At 48.1% G+C, this 25,980-nt stretch carries 25 protein-coding genes and 2 pseudogenes; 17 read left to right on the plus strand and 10 right to left on the minus strand.

Features of this window, described 5'->3' with window-relative positions:
- The first annotated feature begins 31 nt into the window (after window positions 1-31).
- The 5 genes and pseudogenes from V7051_RS18150 (at window position 32) to V7051_RS18170 (ending at window position 2,977) form a co-directional block, all read left to right on the plus strand.
- Window positions 32-481, plus strand: coding sequence for a UDP-N-acetylglucosamine--LPS N-acetylglucosamine transferase (locus tag V7051_RS18150; RefSeq protein WP_333877293.1), 450 nt, complete (start codon window positions 32-34; stop codon window positions 479-481).
- Complete coding sequence (locus V7051_RS18155) at window positions 478-957, plus strand: glycosyltransferase (protein ID WP_333877295.1); 480 nt, start codon at window positions 478-480, stop codon at window positions 955-957. Before V7051_RS18150 ends, V7051_RS18155 begins: the two co-directional genes overlap by 4 nt.
- Before the next feature lie 215 nt (window positions 958-1,172).
- Window positions 1,173-1,489, plus strand: a pseudogene (gene tnpA, locus V7051_RS18160) (IS200/IS605 family transposase).
- A 641-nt stretch (window positions 1,490-2,130) separates the two neighbouring features.
- Window positions 2,131-2,304: a hypothetical protein gene (locus V7051_RS18165; protein WP_333877297.1), complete on the plus strand. Its 174-nt coding sequence runs from the start codon at window positions 2,131-2,133 to the stop codon at window positions 2,302-2,304.
- A 319-nt stretch (window positions 2,305-2,623) separates the two neighbouring features.
- On the plus strand, window positions 2,624-2,977 hold the full coding sequence (locus V7051_RS18170; protein ID WP_333877299.1) for a VanZ family protein: 354 nt from the start codon (window positions 2,624-2,626) through the stop codon (window positions 2,975-2,977).
- Between the two features lie 59 nt (window positions 2,978-3,036).
- Here the strand turns inward: V7051_RS18170 and V7051_RS18175 are convergent, their stop codons facing one another.
- On the minus strand, window positions 3,037-4,281 hold the full coding sequence (locus V7051_RS18175) for an MgtC/SapB family protein (RefSeq protein ID WP_333877301.1): 1,245 nt from the start codon (window positions 4,279-4,281) through the stop codon (window positions 3,037-3,039).
- A gap of 333 nt (window positions 4,282-4,614) precedes the next feature.
- On the opposite strand from V7051_RS18175, the gene V7051_RS18185 reads away from it, so the two are divergent.
- A complete protein-coding gene (locus V7051_RS18185; RefSeq protein ID WP_442919669.1) occupies window positions 4,615-5,721 on the plus strand; it encodes a TIGR00266 family protein in 1,107 nt (368 codons plus the stop codon).
- Between the two features lie 235 nt (window positions 5,722-5,956).
- Here V7051_RS18185 and rpiA read toward each other — a convergent pair whose 3' ends face one another.
- Complete coding sequence (rpiA, locus tag V7051_RS18190; RefSeq protein WP_333877303.1) at window positions 5,957-6,643, minus strand: ribose-5-phosphate isomerase RpiA; 687 nt, start codon at window positions 6,641-6,643, stop codon at window positions 5,957-5,959.
- 461 nt (window positions 6,644-7,104) lie between these two features.
- On the opposite strand from rpiA, the gene nifJ reads away from it, so the two are divergent.
- The 7 genes and pseudogenes from nifJ (at window position 7,105) to V7051_RS18225 (ending at window position 14,897) form a co-directional block, all read left to right on the plus strand.
- Window positions 7,105-10,806: a pyruvate:ferredoxin (flavodoxin) oxidoreductase gene (gene nifJ, locus V7051_RS18195; RefSeq protein WP_333877305.1), complete on the plus strand. Its 3,702-nt coding sequence runs from the start codon at window positions 7,105-7,107 to the stop codon at window positions 10,804-10,806.
- The gene (locus V7051_RS18200) at window positions 10,799-11,812 is read left to right on the plus strand and encodes a dihydroorotate dehydrogenase-like protein (protein WP_333877307.1); all 1,014 of its coding nucleotides are present in this window, start codon (window positions 10,799-10,801) and stop codon (window positions 11,810-11,812) included. Before nifJ ends, V7051_RS18200 begins: the two co-directional genes overlap by 8 nt.
- 69 nt (window positions 11,813-11,881) lie before the next feature.
- Window positions 11,882-12,142, plus strand: coding sequence for a DUF4160 domain-containing protein (locus tag V7051_RS18205; RefSeq protein ID WP_333877309.1), 261 nt, complete (start codon window positions 11,882-11,884; stop codon window positions 12,140-12,142).
- Between the two features lie 4 nt (window positions 12,143-12,146).
- Complete coding sequence (locus tag V7051_RS18210; RefSeq protein WP_333877310.1) at window positions 12,147-12,389, plus strand: DUF2442 domain-containing protein; 243 nt, start codon at window positions 12,147-12,149, stop codon at window positions 12,387-12,389.
- A 248-nt stretch (window positions 12,390-12,637) separates the two neighbouring features.
- Window positions 12,638-12,724: pseudogene (locus tag V7051_RS18215) on the plus strand (hypothetical protein); the annotation flags it as partial.
- A complete protein-coding gene (gene truC / locus V7051_RS18220) occupies window positions 12,721-13,545 on the plus strand; it encodes a tRNA pseudouridine(65) synthase TruC (RefSeq protein ID WP_333877312.1) in 825 nt (274 codons plus the stop codon). The pseudogene V7051_RS18215 and the gene truC, both read left to right, overlap by 4 nt.
- Window positions 13,546-13,550: 5 nt before the next feature.
- Entirely contained in the window at window positions 13,551-14,897 is a 1,347-nt protein-coding gene (locus V7051_RS18225) for a glycoside hydrolase family 30 protein (protein ID WP_333877314.1), read from the plus strand.
- 97 nt (window positions 14,898-14,994) lie between these two features.
- Here the strand turns inward: V7051_RS18225 and V7051_RS18230 are convergent, their stop codons facing one another.
- The 5 genes from V7051_RS18230 to V7051_RS18250 form a co-directional block, all read right to left on the minus strand.
- Entirely contained in the window at window positions 14,995-15,249 is a 255-nt protein-coding gene (locus V7051_RS18230; RefSeq protein WP_333877315.1) for a BrnA antitoxin family protein, read from the minus strand.
- The gene (locus V7051_RS18235) at window positions 15,224-15,532 is read right to left on the minus strand and encodes a BrnT family toxin (RefSeq protein ID WP_333877317.1); all 309 of its coding nucleotides are present in this window, start codon (window positions 15,530-15,532) and stop codon (window positions 15,224-15,226) included. Before V7051_RS18235 ends, V7051_RS18230 begins: the two co-directional genes overlap by 26 nt.
- A 223-nt stretch (window positions 15,533-15,755) precedes the next feature.
- Window positions 15,756-16,730 (minus strand): oxygen-dependent tRNA uridine(34) hydroxylase TrhO, encoded by a 975-nt coding sequence (gene trhO / locus V7051_RS18240; RefSeq protein WP_442919670.1) that lies wholly within the window; start codon window positions 16,728-16,730, stop codon window positions 15,756-15,758.
- Between the two features lie 250 nt (window positions 16,731-16,980).
- Complete coding sequence (locus V7051_RS18245; protein ID WP_333877319.1) at window positions 16,981-18,639, minus strand: SulP family inorganic anion transporter; 1,659 nt, start codon at window positions 18,637-18,639, stop codon at window positions 16,981-16,983.
- A gap of 74 nt (window positions 18,640-18,713) precedes the next feature.
- A complete protein-coding gene (locus tag V7051_RS18250) occupies window positions 18,714-19,091 on the minus strand; it encodes a hypothetical protein (protein ID WP_333877321.1) in 378 nt (125 codons plus the stop codon).
- 311 nt (window positions 19,092-19,402) lie between these two features.
- On the opposite strand from V7051_RS18250, the gene V7051_RS18255 reads away from it, so the two are divergent.
- Complete coding sequence (locus V7051_RS18255; RefSeq protein WP_305273472.1) at window positions 19,403-19,618, plus strand: cold-shock protein; 216 nt, start codon at window positions 19,403-19,405, stop codon at window positions 19,616-19,618.
- A 439-nt stretch (window positions 19,619-20,057) separates the two neighbouring features.
- Window positions 20,058-21,242 (plus strand): ATP-grasp domain-containing protein, encoded by a 1,185-nt coding sequence (locus V7051_RS18260; RefSeq protein WP_333877324.1) that lies wholly within the window; start codon window positions 20,058-20,060, stop codon window positions 21,240-21,242.
- Between the two features lie 47 nt (window positions 21,243-21,289).
- On the opposite strand, the gene eutC is transcribed toward V7051_RS18260, so the two are convergent.
- The 3 genes from eutC to V7051_RS18275 all read right to left on the minus strand — a co-directional run bounded on the left by eutC (window position 21,290) and on the right by V7051_RS18275 (window position 23,938).
- Window positions 21,290-22,081 carry an ethanolamine ammonia-lyase subunit EutC gene (eutC, locus tag V7051_RS18265; RefSeq protein WP_333877326.1) on the minus strand — a complete coding sequence of 264 codons (792 nt, stop codon included), beginning with the start codon at window positions 22,079-22,081 and terminating at the stop codon, window positions 21,290-21,292.
- 4 nt (window positions 22,082-22,085) lie between these two features.
- The gene (locus V7051_RS18270) at window positions 22,086-23,474 is read right to left on the minus strand and encodes an ethanolamine ammonia-lyase subunit EutB (RefSeq protein ID WP_333877328.1); all 1,389 of its coding nucleotides are present in this window, start codon (window positions 23,472-23,474) and stop codon (window positions 22,086-22,088) included.
- Window positions 23,475-23,761: 287 nt separating this feature from the next.
- The gene (locus V7051_RS18275) at window positions 23,762-23,938 is read right to left on the minus strand and encodes a hypothetical protein (protein WP_333877330.1); all 177 of its coding nucleotides are present in this window, start codon (window positions 23,936-23,938) and stop codon (window positions 23,762-23,764) included.
- A 506-nt stretch (window positions 23,939-24,444) separates the two neighbouring features.
- Between V7051_RS18275 and V7051_RS18280 the strand changes: the two genes are divergently transcribed.
- The gene (locus tag V7051_RS18280; RefSeq protein WP_333877332.1) at window positions 24,445-25,140 is read left to right on the plus strand and encodes a type 1 glutamine amidotransferase domain-containing protein; all 696 of its coding nucleotides are present in this window, start codon (window positions 24,445-24,447) and stop codon (window positions 25,138-25,140) included.
- Between the two features lie 42 nt (window positions 25,141-25,182).
- Window positions 25,183-25,710 (plus strand): SDR family NAD(P)-dependent oxidoreductase, encoded by a 528-nt coding sequence (locus V7051_RS18285; RefSeq protein WP_333877333.1) that lies wholly within the window; start codon window positions 25,183-25,185, stop codon window positions 25,708-25,710.
- The last annotated feature ends 270 nt before the right edge of the window (window positions 25,711-25,980 follow it).

Raw genomic sequence — 25,980 nt, forward strand, 5'->3', positions numbered from 1 at the left:
CGCAGTACGTCAATTAGGAAGGAAATAAATCATGAAAAAAATATTAGCTGTTGCTTCTGGTGGAGGTCATTGGACCGAGCTGATGCGACTGAGAGAAGCATTTAATGAGCATGAAGTCGTATTTGTTGGGGTAAAGCCATTTTACCGCTCAGATGTTGATCCGCACCGATTCTATATGGTGTCTGATGTGAGCCGCTTGTATAACAGAATATCGATTCCATTATTGATTGGTAAACTGCTGTTCATTTTGATCAAGGAAAGGCCAGCGATAGTGATTACAACCGGGGCTCTTCCCGGGATGTGTGCGCTGCTCCTCGGTAAGATGCTCGGCACAGGAACAGTTTGGATCGATAGCATCGCTAATGTAGAAGAGATCTCCCTTTCTGGAAGAATGGCTAAAAAATTCGCAGATCTCTGGCTAACTCAATGGCCCCATCTGGCTGATAGCGATGGGCCTACCTATCAGGGAAGTGTCCTGTGAAATTGTTTGTAACAGTGGGCTCAATGTTGCCGTTCGACCGTCTAATATGCGCAATGGATACCTGGACGAAGGAGCATCCCGAGGCGCAGGTCTATGCCCAGATTGGTGGATCCAGCTTGCGCCCGGCGAATATGGAGTACTGTGCGATGATTAGCCCATCCGACTATCGGGACCACATCGCCGCTTGCGATGTGGTGGTTTCTCATGTCGGGATAGGAACTATAATTGCTGCTATGGAGTATAACAAACCGCTGGTTATGATGCCGCGTCGACCAGAACTTCGCGAAGTGACTAGTAAACATCAGCTCTCCACAGCCAAATGGTTGGAGGGCCGCTCAGGGATTTGTATTATTAATTCAGATGTCGAATTGGCAGAAGCAATCTCTAATAGCATCGGATCAGACGGGGGCTCAGTTATTGAGACAGGAACCCGGGGTAAACTGATCAATACCCTACGCCAATTTATCTCAAACTGAAGCGGATTTAACAACGTAGAGATGGGATTTTTTTTAATTTTCCATCATAAGGTTTAAACCACCGGCTTTAGCTGCGGTAATGCAACCATAAGGAAGTGGTGTATGGAATACATATATGGTTGTCATGCGGTTTACCAAATTGAATATCATTTTGTCCGGGTAAAAAATATCGCTATAAAGTTTTGAGAGGTGAGATTGCAGGATGGGTTAGAGAATTGGTTAGACAGACCTGTGAATCCTTTGAAATTCGGATTATCCGTGGTGCGGTGAGCAAAGATCATGTCCATATTTTGGTGAGTGCGCCACCGAATTTAGCGCCGAGTGAAATTAAGCGGCGAATCAAAGGAAGAACAGCAAGTTATCTGATTAAAGAGTTTCCGCATCTAAAAAAGCGTTATTGGGGCAACATTTCTGGGCGTGTGGATATTTTTGCGCCACAGTTGGTCAGTTGACGGAAGAGATGATCAAACAATATTTAGAGCATCTTTTTGAACCTAATATTAACGATAACTTTAAAATGGAGCCTGATTAAGACGCGTCGTTTAGTCGACGCGTATCCGGACTTTCAGTCCGTTACTCGAAACCAACGGCTTTAGCCGGTGGTTGTTTAGTTTCAAAGAGGCGTTTCTAATTAATTAAGGTAAACCCCCGGCTATGCAGGGGGACTCACAAAGGTTTGACCGATAAGTCGGTCACGACGATTATCTTAAACTTGACCAAGAGAAAAAGAGAATCACCTATACGAGAGTATCAAAGTTTGAGTCTTACCAAGTGGAATTGCAAATACCACATCCCTAATAAGCTGTTTAAAATCCTAAATGATCGGTTAAAGTGAGATATTTTTGGATAAGGGACTGGTCGGTTGTATCATCTGATTAACTTAACCGGCGAGCAACGGCAGTAATTATGTCCAGTACTTGAAATTGCACGCGCTCTCAAAAAGGAGATAGACCTGAAGCTATCCGTTTCGCGAAATTGTTAACGAGGCATTCTCTATCATCAAGACAGTCTACCAATGGCGGTGCTGCCCCGTCGGCTTTTACGCCTTGGAATTCGGTTTATGGGTACTTTAGAACATGGAAACTCGCTGAGCAAGGGATAAGGCATTAGCGCTCTTTCGTGAAATCTATCGGATCTAATTCGGGAAAAACGCTCGGCTGACGGGTGGCCATTATGGATTCACAATCGGTAAAAAAATGGGACCAGGAGGTCAACGCGGTTTTTACGCCGGTAAAAAGATTAAAGGAAGAAAACGCCATATCGAGCTCGATAGCATGGAAAATCTGCTGGCGGTATGTGTTCATTCAGGGGGCATACAAGATCGGCACGGTGCTCGGTTGCTCATGATCCGGCTTTGCTGTCGTAAGTGTGATTTGGGCGGATGGCGGCTACAGCGGCGTTTTAGTCGAATGGGCGAAAAACAGTTTAACTGGAACCTTACCATTGTTAAACGAAAAGACACCATGCTGGGCAAGTTTGTCGTGCTGCCTCGCCGAAGGAGTGTTAAGCGCTCTTTCTGATTTGGAAATCCCAGACGGTTTTCCAATGATTATGAACGCCTAAACGATTATTCATCAAAATTACCGAGTGCACTATCTTTTACGCGGAATTTGTTAGATTTTTAAACAGCTTCTAAACTATAATTTTTATTGAGACATACTATCCCATGACAATATCGCATATTTACCGATTTGGCTTTATTACCTTTTCCCTGATTCTTGTTCTGGCGCTATTTATAGGTGGTTCACAGCCGGAAGCTGCCGGTTTGTTTGTGCCTCCTATTGATAAACTGGTACATTTTCTCTACTTTGCGACGTTCACCTTCGCAATCGTCATGAGCAATATTTTACCGCTCAAATATGCCGCTATTTTGACAGTGACATTGGGCGCGGCAGATGAACTGCATCAAATGCTACTACCGGGGCGTTCACCTGGTATTGATGATTGGTTGGCTGATATTTTTGGTGCTTTTATCGTCGTCTGCATTTTTTCCGTTGTCAGAAAGCAGCAGATCGCTTAAATGAGAAAGACTGTGCAGGCTGATCACTGATCTATACATTAACAATGTACAGCGATTTGTTATGTGATCAATAAGCCTGCGCCAACGGCTCCCGCCAAAGTACCCCCGATTCTGAACGCCAAGGCCCGGCCACCGATAACCCATGAAAAAATGCCTTTAATGCCTGAGTTAACGGATACCGCAATAAGAATTGCCTTGGCTGCGACATTGATGTCCAGTCCTTCATTGCTCATTTGTGACATCGAAAGGGTAATAGGATCAACATCCGCTAAACCGGAAGTTGCAGCTAGAATATAAGTCCCTATATCTCCGAAATAGATTTTTAGTAGTTTGGATAGCAGCATGATGACGACTAAAAATACACCGAATTTTAACGCCATTCCTAATTGGAAAGGGTTCTCCAGTGTTATCTCTTCTGTGGCTCGAAACCCTCGTGCGCTTTGCCATAATAGAAAAGCAACAAAGTAAGTAAAAATAGACATTACCAGCAGGGCAGGGAGCAGCGCCTTGAACAATGTTGAATTCATCACCGACGTTAGCAGAAGAGTGCGTGCAAACATCGTGGCGCAGGCTGTTAAAATGCCCGCAGCCAATACATTTTCCATGTTCGGATATTGCGTTGATAATTTGGATAGATTAAGGGTAACGGCTGTAGACGATACCAATCCTCCCAGTGCACCGGTTAAAACCGGTCCATGCTGGTTGCCGACAATCTTGACGGCAAAATAGCCCAAATAGGAAATACCGGCAATCATTACCACCATCCACCAAATATGATAGGGATTAAAGGCGGCCCAAGGGCCATAGTTCTGATCCGGCAATATCGGGAGTATAACAACCGAGATCAACAATAATTTCAGCGTTGCATGCAATTCGTGCTGCTCCAGTTTTTTTACCCAACCGTGGAGTAAAGGCTTAAAACCGAGCAAGGATGTCAGGACCACGGCACTTGCAGCGGCAAGCGTAAGATGGCCGAAAACAGTTAACGCGCCCAAGGTAAAGGTAATCAGCGATGCAATGGTGCCGGTGATGCTGAAATCTTTAAAGGTATCGACACCTTTACTATAGGCAAGCAGCAAGATTAATGTCAGCCCCAGAAAAACAACCCCGATAAAATAAATATCTGCCTGTTGAGCCAGGATGCCCGATAATCCGCCCAACAAGCTGAACATCCCGTAAGTACGCAGTCCGGCAACACGCATTCCCTCATTCAAATCGCGGGTACGCCAGCCCCGTTCCAGGCCGATCAGTAAACCTATTGCCAACGCAATACTCAGAAACTTGAAGTTTTCCAGCTCAGTCATGTGCGTAAATCCGGGACATTAATAATTTCTGTCAGGCAGCATCTAGTATTTGCCGCTTTCAGCGTTAGTTTCAGTTAGTTTACGTGTAATTTAAGCAAGTTGACTATGATTTTATAGGGATAGATCTGGCCACAGTTTATCGGCAAATACCGGATGTCGATGAGGATAACAAGTTTTTTCCTCCCTACAGAGGATATTCTTATACAGGAATCGTATAACCCTGTGTTTCCTTGCTCATTGCGATCAACTTCACCAAAAGCAACGGTAAAAACCACAGTGGATTATACTTTCCTGTATTACTTTTACACCCAATAATGACCAAGGCCAAACACTATGAACGAATGGTTTTTTTCTTTTGAAAATGTAACCAGCGGCCCCTTTGCGCTGGATTATGCAAAAACTTTTGCCCGTGAACATCAGGGCGCTTATTGTTGGCGTCAGGGTTTTCCCGATTGGATTCCGGTCTATGATGCGACTGAAATCAGGCCGATGAAAAAAGACGGGGTCACGCCTTTTCCACGGACACCCGCATCGATGATGTCACCCAAGCCGTCGGAGTTGCCTGTTGCTGCCCAGCCGCTTAATACGGTCAATACGCAGCCGTCCGCTATCAATACTCAGTCTTCCAATGGATTTGGCCGGCATGTGGTCACAGAAGGTATTGATTTTAAAATATTCGGCCATGAAATGCAGTTTGTCGAAATCGAGCTGGACCCGCAAGAGAGCGCAGTCGCAGAAGCGGGAGCGATGATGTACAAAAGCGCGGATGTGAAAATGGAGACCGTCTTCGGCGATGGCTCGACCTCGCAGCAAGCCGGTATTATGGGACTACTGCTGGGTGCGGGTAAACGCTTGCTGACTAACGAAAGCCTGTTTATTACCGTGTTCACGCAAACCGCGCAGCGTAAAGGCAAGGTGGCGTTCGCGGCGCCTTATCCCGGCACCATTCTCGCGTTAAATTTGAAAGACTACGATAGAAAACTGATTTGCCAAAAAGACAGCTTTCTGGCCGCCGCCAAAGGCGTGCAAATCGGCATTCATTTTCAACGCCGTATTTTAACCGGGCTGTTCGGCGGCGAAGGTTTCATCATGCAAAAGCTGGAAGGCGATGGCTGGGTATTCGTTCATGCCGGTGGCTGCCTGCAAAAAATCGAACTTAGCGCCGGAGAAACCCTGCATGTCGATACCGGCTGTTTGGCGGCAATGACCGCCAGCGTCGATTTTGATATTCAACAAGCAAGCGGTATAAAAACCATGTTGTTTGGCGGCGAGGGTTTGTTCTTTGCTAAATTAACCGGCCCCGGCACGGTTTGGTTACAAAGCCTGCCGTTTTCGCGTTTGGCCGGCCGAATGTTTTCGGCTGCACCGCAAGGCGGGGGCAGGCAGCAAGATGAGGGGTCAATTCTGGGCGGTTTGGGCAATTTACTCGGTGGCGATTAATACTGTTCAAAAAATAGGTAGTCACTTTGCTCAGTGTTACCGTATAAAAACGGCTTACAGCGCTTTTAATTTAGATTAGCGACTAACAATAAAAGTTTATGTCGTTATCATATTGCAGGAGTGCAGGCTTCGCCTGCGCTGGCAAGCAAAGCTTGCACTCCCGTCAGGCTATAGTTTCAATTAAGTATCATCGCAGCTGTTTTGTAATTAACTGAATTTGAAAACGTTGTAATAGTCAACAATGACCGGCTTTCCGTTCTTGTATTTGACCATTGACGCCAATTAAAACCGTCGTTGCCAATGCGTAAAAAATACCATGCTCAACGACGCCGGGAATACCGTTTAACATATCATTCAGGGCTTTAGCATCAATCTGCACGTCAAAGTTCATGTCCAATATTAAACTGCCATGAGAACTTACCGCATAACCGTTTTTATTGGCATTTTGACGTAAATCGCCGTGGCCGCCGTTTGCTTCGAGCTGCTTTTTAACCAGTTGCCAGGCAAAAGGCATCACCTCAATGGGGATCGCAAAATGCTGGCCGATACGTTCAACCAGCTTGTTGGATTCAATCAACACTAAAAATTGCTGACTGGCGGTTGCCAACAGTTTTTCGCGTACCAAATCAGCTCCTTGACCTTTGAGCAAGGTTAATTCCGGGGACACCTCATCGGCACCATCGACATAAAGATCAAGGTGGTTCACTTGCTCGAAATCAAGCGCCGGTAAGCCGAGTTGTTGTGCCTTGATCGCGCTCGCAATCGAGCTGGACACCGTGGTCACTTTAAGCCCTTGTTCGCGGCTACGTCGGGCCAGTTCCTCGATAAAGCAATTCGCAGTCGAGCCGGTGCCCAATCCGACCAGCATGCCATCCGCCACTCGGTCGGCGGCATGTTGGGCAATCAGTTCTTTATCATTCATGGCTTATACCTCGATGTGAAAGGGTTGCAAATATTCTCGTTACTTGAAAGAGATTATTCTCTCCGCCGGTTTTTATGTCCAGTATGCTGACGTAAAAGGCCGCGATTGTCGCGGCTAAAGCCGCTCCCACACATGCGAAAACTTTTGCCCAACTACTTACTGAGAAAACACAGTCTTAATTTGGCTTTAAACCGTTGAATATTTGCCACAGAACCCGTAAAAACTCTGGCATACTTAGACGACCGTGCGAAATAGCTAGCACTTCCGCGAAACGACCATAATTAACGGATGCGGGTAAGCGGCAACGCGTCGTCGAGGGACGCGTATTTTTTTTTCACGGTTGGTTAGGGTTGTTTTCGATACCCATTTCTGTACAGTCAGTCAATGCGTAACGCCCAAGTCTTTAAAACTATTATAAAAAAATACGGTAGTTACACTTTTTTGTTCCATGAGGGTTTCTAATGCAAAATCAGCAGACACTTACAATTGATGGAAATCAGGCTGCCGCTACGGTAGCTCATAAACTCAACGAAGTCATCGCGATTTACCCGATAACGCCGTCATCCAACATGGGCGAATGGGCCGACGAGTGGTCGTCTCGCGGACAGGTCAATTTATGGGGCACGGTGCCGCAGGTGACCGAAATGCAAAGCGAGGCCGGCGCCGCTGGAGCCATCCATGGTGCGTTGCAGGCAGGATCGATGGCAACGACATTCACTGCTTCCCAGGGCTTGCTGTTGATGCTGCCCAATATGTACAAAATCGCCGGTGAATTAACGCCGACGGTGTTTCATATCGCGGCCCGCTCACTGGCTTGCCAAGGTTTGTCGATTTTCGGCGACCATAGCGATGTGATGTCGGCGCGCATGACCGGCTTCGGCATGCTGTGCTCCAATTCGCCGCAGGAAGTCATGGATTTTGCGCTGATTGCCCATGCCGCCGCGCTGGAAGGCCGCATCCCGCTGATGCATTTTTTCGACGGCTTTAGAACCTCGCATGAAGTCGCCAAAATTACTATGCTGGATGACGACATCATGCGAGCGATGATTAACGAAGAGTGGGTAAAGGCGCATCGAAGCCGGGCTTTAACACCCGATAAGCCGGTGTTGCGAGGCACGGCGCAGAATCCCGATGTGTATTTCCAGGCCAGGGAATCGGTCAATGCCTATTACCAGGCAATGCCGGGCATCGTGCAGGGCGCGATGGATCGGTTTGCCAAACTGACCGGTCGCTCTTATCGCCTGTTTGAATACCAGGGCTCGCCGGATGCCGAGCGCGTCGTCGTAATGATGGGATCGGGCGCTGAAGCCGTAGCGGAAACGCTGGATTACCTGAATCGTCAGGGCGCATCGGTCGGTTTGCTGAAAGTGCGCTTATACCGACCCTTCGATGCGGCAAGCCTGTTAGCTGCGCTGCCTTCAACCTGCCGCAAAATTGCGGTGCTGGATCGAACCAAAGAGCCGGGGTCGGATGGCGAACCGCTATACAAGGACGTGCTTGGCGCGCTTGCCCAAGATTTCACAGGCGCTGCATCTAAATTTTCGGCAATGCCGAAAGTGGTCGGTGGTCGTTACGGCTTGTCTTCCAAGGAATTCACGCCCGGCATGATCAAAGCGATTTTCGATGAATTGAAACAGGCGCAACCGAAAAATAATTTCACGATCGGCATCCACGACGATGTCACGCATACCAGCCTGGAGTGGGATGCAGCTTATCGTACCGACGCACAGGCCGAAACTTTTCAGGCGATGTTTTACGGTTTGGGCAGCGACGGCACGGTCAGCGCGAACAAAAACACCATTAAGATTATCGGCGAAGCGACCGATTTGCACGCCCAGGGCTATTTCGTTTACGACTCGAAAAAATCCGGCGCGATTACCGTCTCGCATTTGCGCTTCGGCCCCAAGCCGATACGCTCGACTTACCTGATTGCCGAAAACGACGCCAATTTTATCGGCTGTCATCAGACCATTTTCCTTGAACGTTACGATATGCTTGCCAATGCGGCCGAAAACGCGGTGTTTTTGCTGAACACGCCGGAACCGGCAGAGCAGGTTTGGGCGTCGTTGCCCGCTAAAATGCAGCGGCAAATGATAGATAAAAAAATCCGCTTTTATGTGATCGACGGCTATGAAGTAGCCGAAAAAAGCGGCATGGGCAAGCGCATCAACACCATCATGCAGACCTGTTTCTTCGCAATATCCGGCGTGTTGCCGCAAGAGCAGGCGATTACCGCGATTAAACACGCGGTCGAAAAGACTTACGGCAAAAAAGGCCGTCATATCGTCGAACTGAATTTCAAAGCCATCGATGAAACGCTGGCTTGTTTGCATGCGGTTCCACTGCCGACACAGGTCAGCAGTCAATTCGACATTAAATCCATCATCACCGATGCAGCGCCCGATTTTGTCAAACGGGTGACCGGTGAAATCATTGCGAGCAGGGGCGATGCATTGCCGGTCAGCGCTATGCCGGTCGACGGCACCTTCCCAACCGGTACCGCGGCTTATGAAAAACGCAATCTGGCGCTGGAAATCCCGGTCTGGGAAACCGATTTATGCACCCAATGCGGCAAATGCGTAATGGTTTGTCCGCATTCGGTCATTCGCAGCAAAATTTTCCCGACTGATGCTATGACCAATGCGCCTGCAACTTTCAAGCATACGCCAATGTTGGGTAAGGATTTTCCGGCCGGGTTGTCGATCAGCTATCAGGTCGCGCCGGAAGATTGCACCGGCTGTACGTTGTGTGTCGATATTTGCCCGATTCGGGACAAATCCAACGCCAGCCGTAAAGCCATCAATATGCAGCCGCAACCGCCGCTGCGCGAAGCGGAACGCGACAATTGGGACTTCTTTTTGGCTATTCCCGAATACGATCGCAGGCTGTTAAAAGCCAACACGATTAAAGGCTCGATGGTATTGCAGCCCTTGTTCGAGTTTTCCGGCGCTTGCGTGGGTTGCGGCGAAACGCCGTATATCAAACTGGCGTCGCAATTGTTCGGCGATCGCATGGTGGTTGCGAACGCGACCGGATGCTCATCGATTTACGGCGGCAACCTGCCGACCACACCGTGGACTAAAAACGACGAAGGCCGAGGGCCAGCTTGGAGCAATTCGTTGTTCGAAGACAATGCGGAATTCGGTTTGGGGATGCGGATCTCGTTCGACAAGCAAAATCAATACGCCAAAGAATTGTTGTGTTCATTACGCGAACCGTTAGGCGGCGAATTGGTCGATGCGATACTGAACGCCGACCAATCTAATGAAGCGGGGATTTACGAACAGCGCGAGCGGGTCGCCGCATTGAAAAAGAAGCTTGCCGATATTGAAAGATGTGGGGGTGACTTTAGTCGCCCATCGCTATCTGACCGGACGACTGAAGTCGCCCCTACCGTCACAGCCGCCCATAACCTGCTGCAATTGGCCGACAACCTGTGCAAAAAAAGCGTCTGGATTATCGGCGGCGACGGCTGGGCTTACGACATCGGCTATGGTGGTCTCGACCATGTCTTGGCCAGCGGGCGCAATGTCAATATTCTGGTGCTGGATACCGAAGTCTATTCCAATACCGGCGGACAAACATCCAAATCAACCCCGTTAGGCGCGGTAGCGAAATTCTCTGCTGGCGGCAAAGCCACGGCCAAAAAAGACTTGGCACTGCTGGCGATGGATTACAGCAATGTCTACGTCGCCCATGTCGCTTATGCCGGTAAAGACACGCAAACTCTGAATGCGTTTTTGGAAGCGGAAGCCCACGACGGCCCGTCCATTATCATCGCTTATGCACCGTGTATCGCGCACGGCGTCGATATGTCAAACAATCACCGGCAGCAAAACCTGGCAGTGAAAAGCGGGCATTGGCCGTTATTCCGGTTCGATCCGGGCAAAATCAAACAGGGCAAGAACCCGATGCACCTGGATTCTGCGGAACCGTCGATTCCTTATCGCGATTTCGTCAAAACCGAAACCCGTTTCAGCATGTTGTGGCAAACGCATCCTGAAGACGCGGAGCGTTTTCTGGCGCAGGCGCAGCAGGATGTTAAAAACCGCTACCATTATTACAAACAACTGTCTGAGCTGGTCTGGAACGAATCGACCAGCGTTTCAGCGGTAAAAGCCCAACTCAAAAGCGAAATTGCCAAGGAGACCGACAATGGTTGATTTAACGACTGAATACCTAGGCTTGAAACTGGCTAACCCTTTGGTGCCGTCAGCATCGCCGTTGAGCAGGGATATGGACAGTGCGCGCAGACTGGAAGATGCAGGCGCATCGGCGTTGGTGATGTATTCGCTGTTCGAGGAAAAAATCGAAGCCGAGGAACATCAAATGGAGCGGTTTTTTTATAATCAAGCCATAGGTCATAATGAGTCGGACTCGTTTCATCCGATGCCGGATAACATCCAGACCTATCAGGAGCAGTATCTGGAGCATTTGCAACAACTCAAGTCCACCTTGGTGATTCCGGTTATTGCCAGTTTGAACGGCACTTCCTTAAGCGGCTGGGTCGAGTACGGCAAGCAATTGCAACAGGCGGGCGCCGACGCGCTGGAGCTGAATATCTATCATCTGGCCGCCAATGCCGAGGAAAGCGGCGACGCGGTCGAACAACGTTATTTGGATATATTGCAGGAGTTGAAAGGGCAGGTCACTGTGCCGATTGTGATGAAGCTTTCTTCGCAGTTCAGCTCACCGATTCATTTCGCTAAACGTCTGGAAGCCGCAGGGGCCAATGGCATCGCGTTGTTCAACCGTTTCTACCAGCCCGATATTGATTTGGAAACGCTGGAAGTCGTGCCGAAGCTGGAGCTGTCATCGTCGGCCGAAGCGTTAATGCGGATACGCTGGACCGCGTTGCTGTATGGGCGTACCAAGCTGTCGCTCGCGGTAACCGGCGGTTTTCACCAGACGCCCGATGTGTTGAAAGCCCTGTTAGCAGGAGCCGATGTGGTGCATCTTTGCAGCGTTTTGCTAAAGCACGGTGCAGATCGTTTAAGCGAAATCCTGACTGAAATGGAGCAGTGGCTGGCCGAGCATGAATATGAGTCGATCAATCAATTAAAAGGCAGCGTCAGCCAACAACACGCGATTGATCCCAGTGCTTATGAACGCGCCAATTATGTGCAGGTGTTGGATAGTTATTCCAGTCCGGCTGGAGTGTTGAGGTAGGCTTTTTTGTTAAGGGTGCGTAAGACGCACCCTTGACCAATTTGATGTCTTATCTTTTGGAGATTAACAATGCCAACTATTTCAATATTTTACGGCATCATAATTAAAATGTTCTTTGACGATCACACCCCGCCGCACTTTCACGCGGAATACGGTGAATATGAACTGGTTATCGCGATCAATCCGATTAAAATTGTTAATGGCGATGCGCCGAAGCGAGTGAAATCGATGGTTTTGGAATGGACTGCGCTACATCAGGAAGAGCTGTTAAAAGACTGGGAACTATGTAAGAACATGCAGTCGCCGTTACCGATTGAACCTTTGGAGTAAAACTATGTTTTTTTGCATAAAAACCATAGAAGCAAATCCCGATAATTACACAATAAAAATCACTTATACAGATGATGTCGTGGTTAATGCCGATTTTAATGATTTATTGGATAAAGGGGTAATGACCCCCTTAAAAAATCCCGAAGTATTTAAACAAGTCAGCATAGACAGTAAAGGCCGCGCTATTGTTTGGAAAACCCAAGACATCGATTTTTGCGCCGATGCGCTACGGTTGAAATTTCATTAATGCTGGATAAGGTTAGCGCTAATGCGCTTCGTTTCTCAGCATATTCTGAGGTCCCACGCGCTACGTCACTGCCGTTAAGCCGTTCGTGGTGAGCTTGTCGAACCATGAATGGCTTAACGACTTGTTCCGCTCACCCTTCGACAAGCTCAGGGCGAACGGAACAAGTCTTAACTTAACGGTAGTGACGCAACGTGTGGGAACAAGGAAAAGCAGGAACTTGGGAACCTGTGTAAGCCCCGGAAACGGAATTAATTTTAACCGGAGCATTGCATTTGGCAGGCAAAGAAGGTTTATTGGCGCAATTACGTCAACACGGCTATGTGGAGCCATTTTGAACACGACTGAAATAATGCCAAACGCGCCAAGCTCGGAGCTTGATTCGGACTTGCCTGTTTTATACCGGGACGAATTTCTGTTGGCAATCAACAAACCGGCAGGATTATTGGTGCATAGGTCAGATATAGACCGCCATGAAACGCGCTTTGCGGTGCAATTGCTACGCGACCAACTGGGACAAAGAGTATTTCCGCTACATCGTCTGGACAAACCCACCGCCGGTGTATTGGTGTTTGCGTTAAACCCGGAAATTGCCCGAAAAATGATGACCATCTTCATGGCCGATAATGTGGAAAAAACCTATCTGGCCGTCGTGCGCGGTTACACTGCCGAGCAGGCGATTATCGATTATCCGTTACAGGAGCAATTGGATAAAATGACCGACCGTCTGGCGCAACAGGATAAAGCCGCCCAGACCGCAATTACCCATTATCGACGTCTTGCCACAGTGGAATTACCGTTTGCGGTGGGACGTTACCCGACCAGCCGTTATTCCTTATTACAGCTTTCGCCGAAAACAGGTCGTAAACATCAATTGCGTCGGCATTTAAAGCATATTTTTCATCCGATTATCGGCGACACCACGCATGGAGATGGCAAGCATAACGATTTTTTCCGGCAACAATTAAATTGTCGGCAACTGTTACTTGCCGCGACCCAGCTCAATTTTCCGCATCCTGTCACAGGACAACGGCTGGAAATTCAAGCTCCGTTGGATGCCGGTTTCAGCAGAATTGTTACTGAACTTAACTGGAATGTAGACAGTGCATATTCCGAGATCCCATTATCTTCTTTAGCAACACTCAACAAATGGAGTTAGCAAACATGACAAAACAGCGTCTGGTAAAGCAGTTTTGCACCGCTCATGATACGGCTTATCGACTGTCGGAACTGGCGCCGATAGAGTTCGAAGCTGCCACGAATTTTTCCGATCCATCGGTATTCATAGATACGACCGTTAAGTTTCAAGAAATTCAGGGCTTCGGAGGAGCTTTCACGGAAGCGGCCGCAGTAACGCTGGACAAAATGCCAAGCCACTTGCGACAAGAAGTTCTAGAAGCCTATTTCTCTCCAGACACCGGCAATGCCTATAGCTTATGCCGAACCCATATCAACAGCTGCGATTTCTCGCTGGGAAATTATGCCTACACGGAAGTGGACGGTGATGTCGATCTTAAACATTTCAGCATTGAGCATGACAGGAAGTCCCTGATTCCGATGATTCGCGAGGCCATCGATTTGTCCGGCGGCAAATTAAAGCTTTTCGCTTCCCCCTGGAGTCCTCCGGCCTGGATGAAAACCAGCGGAAGAATGAATAACGGCGGCAAGCTTAAGCCGGAATATCGCCAAGCTTGGGCGGATTACTACGTTCGTTACATTCAAGAATACGGGCAGGAGGGTATACCGATTTGGGGGCTGACGGTGCAAAACGAGCCGGAAGCCACGCAAATTTGGGACTCCTGCATTTACACCGGCGAAGAAGAGCGGGATTTTGTCAGGGATCACCTAGGTCCGACCCTCCATGATGCCGGGCTTGGCAACGTTAAAGTGATTGTCTGGGACCACAATCGCGACCGGCTGTTCGAGCGCGCCAAGGCCGTGCTGGACGATCCAAAGGCGGCTCACTATGTCTGGGGCGTCGGTTTCCATTGGTATTGCGGGGATCACTTCGACAACGTGCAATTGACTCATGACGCCTATCCCGACAAACATCTTATTTTCACGGAAGGTTGTCAGGAAGGCGGGCCGCATCTGGGTTCGTGGGATACCGGAGAGCGTTACGCCCACTCGATGATAAACGACCTTAACCGCTGGACCGAGGCATGGGTCGATTGGAACATAGTTCTGGATGAAACGGGCGGCCCCAACCATGTGAGCAATTTCTGTAGCGCGCCGATTATTGCCGACACCCAAGCCGGAGAAATACTCTATCAAAGCTCTTATTACTACATCGGTCATTTTTCCCGATTCATCCGGCCGGGAGCTCGCCGAGTGGCCTGCGCCAAAACTCTGGACAGCCTTGAGGCAAGCGCGTTTTTGAATGTTGATGGGACTGTGGCCGTAGTGGTTTTGAACCGCACTGAGCAGGCAATTGATTTCGTGCTAAAGAACGAGGGATTACAGGGTAAAGCCTCAATACCGGCTCGGGGGATTAAGACTTTTGTTTTTTAATAACGGCTGGGAAAGCTGTTTATGCCCGACATTCACATGCATCAAAATGTCGGTCAACGAAAAGCTATTGCCCGTAAGGACTCATTAAGGGCAAGTGCTATTTCTCAAGGTGCAGGGCGTTTTCAAGGGCCTGCCGGATAAACCGTTGATAGGGTACGCCTGAACGTTCGGCTTCCTTTTTGATCGCATCAAAGAGCGTTTCAGGCAGGCGCATGGTAATGCTCTTATCCTTTGGCTGAAACTCAAAGCTAACAGGCTTCATGTCTGACAAGTCATATTGGCTTAAATCGGCTTCGTCTACAAATGACTCGGCGGCTTCATCGGTTCTAAGTTTTGGAAGTTTCTTTTTCATAATGTTCTATCTCCTTTTGGTGCATGTAACGGGCGCTGATGGGACGGATTAAAACGTCGTCGCTATGAGTGCGCAAGGTAAAGGCAATAAATAGGCTTCGGCCTTGGTGGGTTTTGCCAATGCCGATAAACCTATCTTCTCCTTGGGAATGCGTGGGATCAGGAAAAACCGCCATGGTCTGACGAAATGTGGATTCTATTTCCGCAATTTTAACGCCGTGTTTTTGGCATTTTTCCAAATTGCCATGATTCCAATCGAATCCTGTTACATTGGGTATAATCATGTTTTATAGTGTGCGTTTGTATGTACATTTGTCAAGTCATATCGTTTGTCTATCAATGTTCATAAACGTTGTAAAGCTGTAAGGCGGATCATTTGTAGGGGAATTCGCCGCTAGGCAATCCACAGCAACTTCGGCTGGCTGTAATTGGCGTTGTGCCTACTATCTCGAACGCTGAAAGGTACGCACAGCGTACCTTACGAGACTGGGTTACTTGCTAATCAAGTTACTCTTCCAACACCCGTCGCCGTTGCAACTTGGCCACCCGTTTTTGCACCAGCGTCTTGGCCGCATCTGCGCCGATATGCGCTTGGCCGCGCTTTCTGGCTAATTCCATTTGCTTTTCACGCTCAATGAAACGGCTTTTCCGTTCAGGGGCGGTTTTGTCGTAACAATGAGGGCAGCTAACGCCTTGCTGATAGTGTTCGCTGGCTTTATCGGCTTCTGTGATCGGCAGGCGGCAGGCGTTGCATTGGTCGTAGTTGCCTTTCTCAAGCTGGAGATTAACAGTCACCCGCTCGTCGAAGACAAAACATTCGCCTTGCCAAAGCGTTTCCTGGGCGGGGACTTCTTCCAGGTATTTTAATATTCCGCCTTTGAGATGATAGACCTCGTCAAAGCCCTGCTCCTTTAAAAAAGCCGTGGATTTTTCGCAGCGGATGCCGCCGGTGCAGAACATCGCGACTTTTTTGTGTTTTTCGGGGTCGAGGTTTTCTTTAACGTAGTCCGGGAACTCGCGAAAGCTGGTTGTATTCGGGTTAATCGCGTTTTTAAAAGTGCCGACTTTGAATTCGTAGTCGTTGCGAGTGTCCACCAGTATCACATCAGGATCTGAAATCAGTTTGTTCCAATCTTGGGGGCTGACATAAGTTCCCACCACGCGCTTGGGATCGATGCCTTCCACGCCCATCGTCACGATCTCTTTTTTGAGTTTAACTTTGGCGCGATTGAAAGGCGGTTTGTCGGTCAGCGATTCCTTGTGGTCGATATCCGCCAGACGCGGATCGCTACGCAGCCAGTCCAGCACTATGTCGATGGCCTGGCGTGATCCGGCTATCGTGCCGTTGATGCCTTCGTCTGCCAGCAACAAGGTGCCGCGGACGTGGTTGGCTTCCATGACATCATGCAAGGGTTGACGCAAAGCCTGGTAATTTTCCAGGGTGACAAATTTGTACAGGGCACAAACGACTATGTGGGACATTATTATTCCTTGTTGCGGGCCGGAACGTAAATCCGGTGCAGAAAAACGATGGACTTTCAGGAAATTAATCGCCTGAAAAATAAAGAATTCCTTTGAATGTTTCGAGAAAGGTTTTCAAAGGAGTGGTTGAATGATAACACTAAATCTGTTCAAAATTAATTATGGCGGAGCGGTAGGGAAACTCATTTATAGATGAACCAACGCCGATTTTTATGAAAACGGGGCATCAGCGGCATGTTGATGAATAGAGTTAAAAGGGTTTGGGTGTTTGAGCGCTAACTACGGCATCGGCCACGCTCCAAAAGAGTTTGTCATGAAATTGTTCATCTGCCAGTTTTAGCAATAACTGTCTTATCGGATCTTTGACGCGTGCCAATAAAAGCGCTTTATGTTGACGCTTAAGATCATCGGCCAGTTCGATTAAACATTCAGCCGCCGTGCTGTCAAGATTTGCACTTTCTTCAAGGCTCAAGATAAGAATCTGCACATCATCCCTACTTTGTAAACGCTGTTGAACTTCGGCCAGGATGCCTTCGACGCTGGCAAAAAATAGCGGTTCTTCAGGGCGCAAAATTAATAAATTGGCCTGAGTTTGGGCTTGGGGATGGCTTTCTCTATCCACATAATCGCGTGAATTCCCCAACTCCGCCAGTTCTCTTACCAAAGGCTGGCTGAAGGAGCGTATCGCAGCGGCTAATGACAAGCCAACGGCAATCAGCATGCCATGTAACACCCCAAAAGCCAAAACTGCAACAATCGCAGCCAGCGCAAGATATTGATCACGATCCATTTTCCAGAGGTAAATAAGTGATTTGGGGCTTAATGCTTGGCTCAACGCATTAATAATTGCCGCTGCAACGATGGGTTCCGGAATAAGACCTATCCAGGCTTGCCCGAAAACGACCATTAGCAGCAACACCAGCGCGGCAATTACACCGGCCAGCTTACTTTGCGCTCCCGCTTCTTCATTCGCAGAGCTGACTGAAAACCCTGCGCCGACCGGCATGCCCTGGAATAAACCTGAAACAAGATTGGCTGTTCCTAGTGCTAACAATTCACGGTTGGGTTCTACAACATTATTGTGAATCAGCGAGAGGCTTCGAACACTGGTCCAGGATTCGGCAACGATGATAACCAGTAAACCGCATGCCAGTTCGCCCAACTGAACCCATTTTTCAATGGGTAATTGCGGTAAGCTCAAACTCGGCGATTTAAGCTGCAAAGGCCCGACCACAGCTACATCAAAGTCGGCAAGATTCACTGCGCTACTTAAACAGATACCCAAAACCAACACGACAAAAGCGCCGGGCACAGTATGCCAACGCTTGAGTATCCATAATAAAACAAGTGCGCTGAAACCAATGGCTGCGCTCCAGGGAGCCCATTCATTGGATTGATTGAATAGCTCAACGATAATTCGAAACGGATCATTAGCATGGACTTTAATGCCGAATATGATGGGCAGTTGCTTGCCGATGATAGTTATCGCCAAAGCAAATGAAAAGCCATGCAGCACGGGGCGAGAGATGAACGCCGAAAGTCGTCCGAGTCCGGCTTTTGCCAAAACTAATAAGACAACACCCGTCAATATCACCAAAGCAATGCCCAGGGCTGCGCCAGCATTGCGATCAATAGGATGCATCGATATAACGACCGCAGCCAGAAGTGCCGCGGAGGATGAGGTTGGCGAAACGATAGCAAAATGACTTCCTCCCAACCAGGCGTAGCAGATTAAACCCAGCAATGTGGCAGTTATAGCGGATTGAATCGTAAGATGCGCAATGGCGGCATAAGCGACAGCCTGAGGCAACAAAATAAAGGCTACCGATAAGCCCGCAACCGCATCGGCAGCCAATAATTGTTTACTTGGCCAATGCAGGTTGCGTTTCACTGATAAATTAAAGTTCATTTTTTAATGTTCGTGCCAGCCCGATAGATGTGATGTGCAATGACTGTATATTAAAGCAGTAAGCACTTATATCATCAGATGATCTTGCATTGGATCCAGGCGTCTTCGTCTAATTCGTAGATGGCGCAAAGTCTATGATAACCATCTGCAATCACCGCTTTACCGTGCAGTTCATCTCTTACTATAAGAAGAGGAGAGAGACTTGCCCCTTTCTGAATCTTTTTCCTGTCATTCTCGACATGTGAATTGCTCAAGCCTGTCAGTGGGAGTTGAGATGCCCTGAATATGTCCTTGGCTTTGAACGGCACAATGGCAGCAGTTCTGAGCCTGGCTATCATGTCGTCAACCCGATCCTTGTTGTAAAGGAGGCTAAGATAGGATTCAGCGGCCGGGTAGTCGTGTTCCTCTACATCAGGGAACCATTTGATTTCTTTCAAGTCTGGTTTTGCCATTTATTAATCCTCAGTTTTGTCTGTAATGTCGGAGTCTAACAAGTTAGCATGGTTTTAGGGATGGTTTTGCCTTAACAGGATGAATAGGCATTGATCGTGGTAAGTGTTACACATATTGCAGATATATGTTGACATCATAAAGTCGAAGGAACATACTGGCCCCAGCTTGAAAATAAGATTTACCCTCTGCTTACCATTTCGATGTCTCTTCTGTAGTTCCTCGTCCTGTTTTTCATTTTGTAATTTCCAAATTTACCGGCTTGACCCGCCTTTTTAAGGCTTTTTATATTCAAATATTTATAGGACTCAATATGTCTACAATTACTACTGGCATCGTAAAATGGTTTAATTCTGATAAAGGCTTCGGTTTTATCGAGCAGCAATCAGGCCCCGATGTTTTTGTTCATTTTCAACAAATCAATAACTCTGGCGGCTACAAATCACTGGATGAAGGCCAAAAAGTACAGTTCAGCGTAGCGCAAGGCCAAAAAGGCCCGCAAGCTGAAAACGTAAGCGTCATCAGCTAAGATATAAACTACATGCTGCGGCACAATACTTGTGCTGCAGTTTGTATTCAAAAATCCAATCAAAGCCTGCAATAAATTAAAGTCGACTAACTTTGACTGTTATTGGTAAGGCTTCTTAATCATCCTATTCAACCGGGTGATTTCAATCTGTTTCGTTTTTGCTGTCAATTAACCTCAAATATTTGCCAGTAACGAGCATCAAAATCCATCATAGGAAAACAATTATCACATTGTTTTTTTAGCTTACCGGTAGGTGAGCTGGAATGGTAAATACACCCTAATATTTTAAAGACCACTCTAATTGTTCTATGGTATTTAGCATTGTTACGCTCATAATTGCGTGCCTTTTCTTATCATGGACGAGATTAAGCTTTATCAGACTCATCTTGTATTGGATGAGTGAGAATGAATTTCGAAGTTTTTAGATAAATTTAAAATTATGAGTGACCGTGATAATTCTTTTAACAACGTCAAGTTGGGTGAAGATGGCTTAGTTGCAATTTTGCCGATCTCCGCAATTTCAAGAAAAACGCCTTCCGATATACCGCAAATGCTTACTGAGGCCAGTTCGGATAAAGACCCCGGCAATTTGTTCATGCGCATGTTTTATCTATTGTCTGCGCTTGGCCAAGATGAAATGGCTCTCGAGATGCAATCAGATGCACTTAGACATAGATCTATTTATCGTGTGGTCAGTCCTCCGGATCCAAAAATAAGATTACTTGCCGTTATAGGGCCGGGTAATATGACGGATAACGCGCCTATAGATTTTCTGGTAGAACAAAGCGATATCCAGCTGGATTTGCTTTTTGTCTCATCCGAAAACAATCTTCCGAGCACAATACCTGATCATGACATTGCATTAGTTGCATTGGGTGAATCGGATAAAAATAATCCAATACTCGATAAAATAGGAAAAATGCTGCATGCTTGGCCGCGCCCTTACATAAATGATCCTGAAAAAATATTAAATTGCGCGCGAAACAAAACCTCGCTGCTTCTGCAAAATATTGCCGGGCTCGTTGCGCCAAAAACTTATCGGATGCATCGGGAGCAATTAAGAGGATTTACCTTTCCTATCACCATAAGGCCGATTGATACACACAGCGGAAAAGGGTTTAAAAAAATAAATGACGCTGCTGAATTAAAGCTTTATCTGGAGCATGATTCAGAAAATGATGACTTTTATATTTCCGAATTTATTGAATATCAAAGTGATGATGGCTGTTATCGCAAGTTAAGAATCGCACTGATCGATCGAAAACCTTTTATATGTCATCTGGCAATTTCCGAGAGTTGGATAGTTCACTATAGCTCTTCGGGTATGGAGTTGAGCGAGCGCAAACGTGCAGAAGAGCAGGCGGTAATGGAAAATTTTGATCATGATTTTGCTGCAAGGCATCGTGAAGCGTTATTTGCAATTGCCGATCGTCTTGATCTCGATTATGTAGTGATTGACTGCGCCGAAACCGGAGACGGTGAATTATTGTTGTTTGAGGCTGATCCGCGAGGCTGGGTTCATGCAACAGATCCCGTTGATATTTTTCCTTACAAACCTGCGGTTATGCAAAAGGCATTTGCTGCGTTTAGATCACTATTGCTTAAAAGGTCTTCGCTTGAATGAATATATTGTTATGGGTTTACTTCTTGATAACGTACAGCGCCTGATAATTAATCCAATAAAAAATTAGCCTGCGTCAATCGATCATTCGGTTCAGAATCAGTGGTTTCGTCTTTCAAATTAACACCCGAAAGCTCCAGCTTTTCGGATTTATTGATTAAAAACAGCAATTTTTTTAACGCCTGCCGATAGCTCAGGCCGTTGTTATGGATATTGGAAATGCAATTGCGGTCGGCATCGGTGCTGATACCCGATCTGGCCTGATAGGTAAAGTAAATGCCCATGCTGTCGGGCGAGCTTAAGCCCGGTCTCTCGCCGATCAATACGATACACAGACTGGCTGCGTAGTGTTCCGCAATAGCATCGCCAATCGCTACGCGTCCGTGTTTTACCAAACACAGCGGCGGCAGTCTGTAGCCTTTTCGTTGCAATTCGGGCAGCAATAAATTCAGAAACGGTTCAGCGTGATGTTCGATGGCGGTAGACGATAAACCGTCGGCAACGACGACAACCGCATCGAATGGGAGGAGGGCGGTGTGCTGCAAGCAGGCCGTAGCCGATGCGCTTAACAAGCGACCGAGATCGGGACGTTGCAAATATAGCGACTGATTTTCCGCCTGGGTTTGCAAGATCAGCGTTTGATAGCCTTGCAGATTCAAGCGTTGTTCGAGTCCGGCAAAATCCAGCGGGATGTTGACCGCATCGCGGGCTAATGCATGCGCCAGTTGAAACTCCAGACAGGCGTGGGTCGGTAGGCTCATTCCGGCCCGTCCCAAAGCGATACGCGCCGGGGTGAATTGTTTCAGGCTGTGCCAGGGGTCTAGTTCATTAGAGTCGCTCATCGCCTTATTTTCTCAGGTTTTGTAACGACGGCTTAAATAATGCGGGTACATCGGGTCGTTGTTGTAATTGATTGTCGGCATTAAAAATTTCGTGTTGTTGCAGCCATTGCTCGAACTCGGGCGCAGGCCGCAAGCCCAGCACTTGACGCAGATATAGCGCATCGTGGAATGACGTGGATTGATAATTGAGCATCACGTCATCAGCGCCGGGCACGCCCATAATAAACGTCCCCCCGGCAACGGCAAATTGGGTCAGCAGCATGTCCATATCATCCTGATCGGCTTCGGCGTGGTTGGTGTAGCAAACATCGCAGCCCATCGGCAGGCCCAGTAATTTTCCGCAGAAATGGTCTTCCAGACCGGCGCGGATAATCTGCTTGCCATCGTAAAGATATTCCGGACCGATAAAGCCGACCACGGTATTGACCAGCAACGGTTTGAATTTACGCGCAACCGCATACGCACGGGCTTCGCAGGTTTGCTGATCCAGTCCTTGATGGGCGTTGGCGGACAACGCGCTGCCTTGGCCTGTCTCAAAATACATGCAGTTATTTCCCAACGTGCCGCGTCCCAGTTCCAGGGCGGCCTGCCGGGCTTCGTTTAATAGCTCCAGGTTGATGCCGAAGCTGTCATTGGCTTTTTGCGTCCCGGCAATGGATTGAAATACCAAATCAACCGGCGCGCCCTGTTCGATGGCTTTCAATGTCGTCGTCACATGCGCCAGCACACAGGCTTGCGTCGGTATTTGGTAACGTTCGATCACCTCATGCAGCATGTGCAGCAAGCGTGAGGTTGCCTCCAGATTGTCGGAAGCCGGATTAATGCCGATAACGGCATCGCCGCAACCGTACAGCAAACCGTCCAGCAGGCTGGCGGCGACCCCGGCCGGATTATCGGTCGGATGGTTCGGCTGCAAGCGTGTGGACAAGCGGTTTTCCAGGCCAATCGTGTTCCGAAAGCGGGTAACAACGCGGCATTTTTTAGCGACCAGTATTAAATCCTGGATACGCATGATTTTGGATGCCGCAGCTGCCATTTCCGGCGTCAGGCCTGTGGCTATAGCGGTGAGTGTTTCTGTCGTCGCTTGTTCGGACAATAGCCAGTTACGAAAATCGCCGACCGTCAGGTGACTAATGGCGTCAAAAGCGGCGCTGTCATGCTCGTCGATAATCAAGCGAGTGACTTCATCCTGCTCATAAGGCACCAGCGCTTCATTAAGAAATCGTTTTAGCGGCACATCGGCAAGCACCCATTGTGCAGCGACCCGTTCAAGATTATTGATCGCACCCACACCGGCCAGATAATCGCCGGAACGTGCCGGTGTAGCCTTGGCCATCAGGTTGCGCAATGTTTTAAAATCGTAGGACTGATTGGCTATGTGGGCCTTATACATGAGCGGCTTATCCAGGGACATTCGGAATGTTCAAGATAGCATTATCTTATGAAAAGGATATTACATGCGTGAGGATTTGAACTTATAGCGCATAGTTTGTGGAGTAATGCAGAGTGCGGGAGTTTATACGGTGGATATTTACCCTGAACGGGCCTTTGAATTTGTAATTCACCGCTGGGTTAGCTGTGTATATTTTTTTGAATTGATTTTTAAAGGTACGCACAGCGTACCCTACAATAAGCCGACATTCCCGCTATGTCGGACATCCAGTCAATTCAATTGAAGATTTACGCAAAGTAATCGCTAGCGCCAAACCAATCTACCGCATTTTGATTTGCAGGCGCCGGTTTTTCATTAAACAATTCGTCAAGGATATATTCCAGTCCATAAAAACTGCCATTATCAAAGGCTTGATTCATGGGGGTGACTATGTCGCTATGGATATCAAAATCCTGGTTAACCATTTTTTTACCTTCCTGTTTTGCTGACTGATGTTCAAAATTAAGTGTGATACAGATAAATGTTTTGTCCTGATAGACAATAATTTCTGTAATGCCTACTCAAAATACACCAGTTCGCTGAACAGAAACTGAAGCGGAAGGTGTGATCAGTTTTAATATTCCAATATGATGAATATTAAAACTGATCGAATTGTTGTGTAGATGAAAGTCGCTTAATGTTGATGCGACCAAAGTAACTGGTTTTTTAGTACGTATAGGTATTTATACAAATTGTGTATTTAGTTTTAAGTGATATGGTTTTTTAACGATTGAAATGGAATAGCGCTTTTAAACTAAGGATGACCCTCTACAGCCAATCGCGGCATTTAGAAAAATGGATGTGTCACGCCGCTCGTCGCGCAGACTGATAAGGAGGTACAACTCTATACCTTCGTCCAATAGACTGTCGCCACGCTTCTGGCTTAATCGCAACTTTAGTTTCCTAATCGATTGAACAAAGGAGGAACATAATGAACATTCTGATGGTAATGACGTCTCACGACACGCTTGGTAATACAGGGAAGAAGACGGGGTTCTGGCTGGAAGAATTCTGCGCCCCTTATTACACGTTCATTGATGGGGGGGCCAGGGTTACGGTCGCTTCCCCCAAAGGCGGCGAGCCGCCGCTCGACCCCAAGAGCGACACACCCGAGGGACAGACCGAGCTTACACGCCGATTTAAGAACGATTCCAAAGCCCAGGCCGTACTGGCCGGCACGAAGAAATTGTCCGACATGAAGGCGCAGGATTACGATGCGATCTTTTATCCGGGCGGTCACGGTCCGATGTGGGACCTGGCTGAAGATCCAATTTCGAATACCTTGATCGAAACGTTTTACAACGCAGGCAAACCCGTCGCGGCGGTCTGTCATGGTCCTGCGGTATTGCATCACGCAATGTTTAACGGCGAACCGATTGTGAAGGGAAAACGCGTCACAGGCTTTACAAACACCGAAGAAGAGGCCGTTCACCTCACTGAGATAGTCCCGTTTCTGGTCGAGGACGAACTCAAGCGTTTAGGCGGCCACTTCGAAAAGGTCGCCGACTGGCAGCCTTTCGCGATTGTCGATGGTCACCTGATTACCGGGCAGAACCCTGCGTCTTCAACAGCGGCGGCCCAGGAATTAATCAAACTGCTGACATCGCTTCCGGTAGGCATAAATTGACCTGTCGGCCTTCCGCAAAGGCAATATACACAGGAGTCGTCTATGACAAGCACACAGAAAACTGTGATCGTTACCGGAGCCTCGCAGGGAATTGGCGCGGGCATAGTCCAAGCGTTTTTGGCGCGCGGATACAACGTTGTAGGAACCTCGCGGAACGCGACGAAATCGAAAGAGCTGTCAGCTTCCGACCACCTCGCCTTGATCGACGGCGACATCGGTCAATTTGAAACAGCACAAAAGGTCGCGGAACTCGCGATCAAGAAGTTCGGCTCGATCGATGCAGTAGTCGCGAATGCCGGTATTTACACCGTGAAGCCTTTCACCGACTACACAGCAGATGACTTTCGCGCGTTCGTCTCGACCAACCTCGAAGGCTTCATTTACATCACGCAGCTTGCAGTCAAACAGATGCTGGCACAAAAGTCAGGCGGCAGTATCGTGAGTATCACCTCATCAATGGTGGAGAATCCGATTGCCGGCGTTTCCGTTTCCCTTCCTACGCTGCGAGACAGGAGTCGAGTAGTCCCCAGAAGCGATAGTGCATGTGTTTTCACGCAGCTTGCGAAGTGAAAATGCAGGCTTTCCGAAATCGCGTCGAGTCATTGGAGAGCATGTGAGCTACCCCTTGTTGGGTAGCGATCGAGTGACCAGGACGGCTGGGGCAGCCGCAGGCATTAGCGGTCGCGTAATTTTTGCCGCTTGTTGGGCTGGGAGGCCCATAAAAGCTTTCGCAAAAATAGCGACTCCCCGGTGCTCACTAAAGGCGGACTGGAAGCCGCATTGAGAGTAAGCGTCCGCTTTCCCCACCTATGTTAAATGCCCGGAATGATCGATCCTTAG

Origin of the sequence: Methylobacter sp. (assembly GCF_036845245.1) — a bacterium.
Lineage (GTDB): Bacteria > Pseudomonadota > Gammaproteobacteria > Methylococcales > Methylomonadaceae > Methylobacter_A.